Origin of the sequence: Catenibacterium sp. (assembly GCF_052354645.1) — a bacterium.
In the GTDB taxonomy this organism is placed as follows: domain Bacteria; phylum Bacillota_I; class Bacilli_A; order Erysipelotrichales; family Coprobacillaceae; genus Catenibacterium; species Catenibacterium mitsuoka_A.
On record NZ_DAWDDM010000234.1, the window covers coordinates 1 to 3,176 of the forward strand.

The 3,176-nt window shown below is 36.6% G+C and carries 3 protein-coding genes; all 3 read right to left on the reverse strand.

Features of this window, described 5'->3' with window-relative positions; translation table 11 throughout:
* Positions 1-97: 97 nt before the first annotated feature.
* Genes ACT8VG_RS09215 through ACT8VG_RS09225 form a run of 3 tightly spaced genes read right to left on the reverse strand, consistent with a single transcriptional unit; the run spans position 98 to position 3,013 of the window.
* The gene (locus ACT8VG_RS09215) at positions 98-1,051 is read right to left on the reverse strand and encodes a N(4)-(beta-N-acetylglucosaminyl)-L-asparaginase (protein ID WP_444195695.1); all 954 of its coding nucleotides are present in this window, start codon (positions 1,049-1,051) and stop codon (positions 98-100) included.
* 56 nt (positions 1,052-1,107) lie between these two features.
* Positions 1,108-1,629 carry a GrdB-related putative oxidoreductase gene (locus ACT8VG_RS09220; protein WP_006504765.1) on the reverse strand — a complete coding sequence of 174 codons (522 nt, stop codon included), beginning with the start codon at positions 1,627-1,629 and terminating at the stop codon, positions 1,108-1,110.
* A 16-nt stretch (positions 1,630-1,645) separates the two neighbouring features.
* A complete protein-coding gene (locus tag ACT8VG_RS09225; RefSeq protein ID WP_444195696.1) occupies positions 1,646-3,013 on the reverse strand; it encodes a PTS sugar transporter subunit IIC in 1,368 nt (455 codons plus the stop codon).
* Between the last annotated feature and the right edge of the window lie 163 nt (positions 3,014-3,176).

A 3,176-nucleotide genomic window follows, 5' to 3' on the forward strand; every position in this document is an offset into this window, starting at 1 on the left:
GCCTCAGATTCTACACTATCAATACGTACAATACGCTTGATGCCTTCAATCATCTCATCTGCAATCTCATCAACAGCCTTTAATATTTCTTCATTCATTATTTTCTTACCAATGGGGCTGTTCTTGTACGCATATAATCATCAAGCCATTCCTGACTTGCTTTTTCAAACACGCTATGTTCACCTTCATGCTTTACTACAAATACAGTTGGTTCAAGTTCTGAAGTTGCAACTACAAATGAGAAACCTTCAATATTTGTGGCACATCCCCATTCACCTTTATTATTCATAGCGATTAAAGACATATCTCCTGCTTCACCACGACGTTTGATTAATTCTTTAGAGAATGTATTAACCGCCTTTTCACATGCAGCCTGTGGGTGCATACCTTCTTTCATCATTCTTACGATTTCATAAGAAACACAGCCCTTCATCACATCTTCACCAAGTCCTGTTGCACTTGCCCCACCGACTTCACTATCAACATAAAAGCCAGATCCAGATACAGGTGAATCACCTACTCTACCAGAACGTTTCATAAATAAACCACTTGTAGAAGTTGCAGAAGTCATCTTTGCATTTTCATCTAAGCAGACCATACCTACTGTATCATGACCAGAATAAGGTTTAATTTCCTGAGTCATTTCTTTTAATCTATTATGATAATGAATTTCAGCACGTTCAGTGAGCATGTTCTTTCTTTCAAAACCATTCTTAGACGCATACTTTTCAGCACCTGCACCAACTAAGAAGTTGTTGACCTTTTCATGAGATAATTTTCTTGCGATTTCTACAGGATTGGCAAAGTCTTTGATTGCCCCAACACATCCTACTGAAAGAGTATTTCCGTTCATATAAGCAGCATCTAATTCAACAATCATTTCTTCATTAGGTAATCCCCCATAACCTACTGATTTATAATATGGGAAATCTTCTACAGCCTTAACAGCTTCAACAATAGCATCTCCTGCATCTCCATGATTCTTTAACATTTCATCTGCTTTTGTAATACCTTCTAAAGCCATTCTCCAAGTAGCAATAATACCGTACATATTAATATCCTCCTTTTATTGAAAGAGGATACGTCCTCACGTATCCTCAAGTTAATTTAGAAACAATATTTAGAAGCAACGATGTCTTCATCTTTCTGTTCACACATTGCCTTTGCAAGCTGACAGATTCCTTCTAATGATTCATTTAAACCAGTTCCACCCTTCTTAGGTGTCTTGATAATATGAACCTTGTCTTTATATTCATTAATTGTCTCTTCATTTTCTATACTCATTGCAGCCATAGCATGTGAATGAGTTTTTTCGTTAATATCATAAGCGACACGTGCAGCCATGCGTCCATAGCCAAGATAGTTGAAACATGGACCACATACAACAACATCTGGTTTGATTTTTTCTACCATTGCGCAAAGTTTACGGCTAACTTCATCACTATTGGCTTCATAGAATCCATCTCCACAATATAAACAGCATACAACATGTCCATTTACCTGTTTTAAGAATGGTTCCATCATAATAGCAGGTCCACATGATTCTTTTACTAATCCTAAAGGTACCATGTGATCATCTTTAATCCCTTTACCAGACTGGATCTGGTCATAAATCATTACGATTTTCATGTTTCATCTCTCCTTCTTATAGATCGTCAAAAGATAAGTCGTCTAAATCAATGTCGTCTTCTTCTTTAGCGGCCTGAGCCTGAGCTTCTTCATTTAAGTACTGCTTATCAAGTACTTTGATGAATGGCATATAGATAATAACACCAATAACGATTAAAGCAGCCTGAAGTAGTGCACCTACCCAGTTAGTTGCTAAGAAACCTGAGATAATTGGTGGCATAGTCCAAGGGATGTTGATACCTGAACAGATTGGAACAATCTTAAGAGCCATACAGAAGTATGAGATAATGATGTTTACTGTTGGTACTAACATGAATGGAATAAGCATAGTTGGGTTTAATACGATTGGTAAACCGAATACGATTGGTTCGTTGATACCAAAGATACCTGGAACTAAAGCAAGTTTACCTAAGTCTGTAATACGTTTAGATTTACAGAATAATAACATTGCGATTAATAATGATAATGTAGAACCGCATCCACCAAATGTAGCGAATAAGTCCTGGAACTGCTGACAGATGATATGACCTGTACCCTGTCCTTTAGTGAAGAAAAGAATGTTTTCAGCTGATAAAGTCTGAAGAATTGGGTTAAATACAGCACCTACTACTGATCCACCATTGATACCAAAGAACCAGAATAAGTGTAAGAAAATATAAGCAACAACCATTGCACCTAATGTATCACCAAGGTTAAGTAATGGTGTCTGTAAGAATTCAAAGATAATCTGGAATACGTTTGTTCCTAAGAAACCAAACATTAAGTTTACTAGGAAGAAGAAAGTCATTACGAATGTTGCTGGAATCAATGCTGAGAAAGATTCTACAACTGTTGGTGGAACACCAGCTGGCATCTTGATTGTCCAGCCTTTACCTTCTACCCAAGCATAGATATGTACGCTTAGGAATGCAGTAATGATACCTACGAAGATACCCTTTGCACCAACCCATCCTAATGGGATACCAGAAAGAGTTGCTTCAATAGTTTTAGATCCTACAGCAACATTACCAGTGATTGAGTATGGCATGATTAAGAACCATGACATAAGTGCACAGCCAGCACCGAAGATCTTGTTTGTCTTCATCTGACCAGCAAATGAATAAGCGATACCCATTACCGCAAATACTGCCATGATAGTGAATGTTGCATCAGATGGCTTTGATAAGAATGCAGCAAGTGTCTCACCTGTTTTCTGATTGATAATTGTTGATTCTAAAAATTTTGTCCAAGCTGTAATTGGAAAGTTTGCGATTAATAAGAAAATTGATCCTGCAATAAGTAATGGTGTTGATACTAAGAAACCATCACGAATTGACATTAAGTATTTATTACGCCCGATTTTTTCCGCTAAAGGCATTAAATACTTTTCAAGTTGTTTCATCATACTTTAAGTACTCCCTTTAATTATTATTTATTGTTTTTCTTGATTAATAGAATTGCTTTTTTAAGTAGTCTTTCACCGTTCATCATACCGTAATAATCATGGTCGATCACAGAAATAGGTATGTTTAGTTGTCACAAGTTAGCCAGTGTTTCGTCATAAAGAT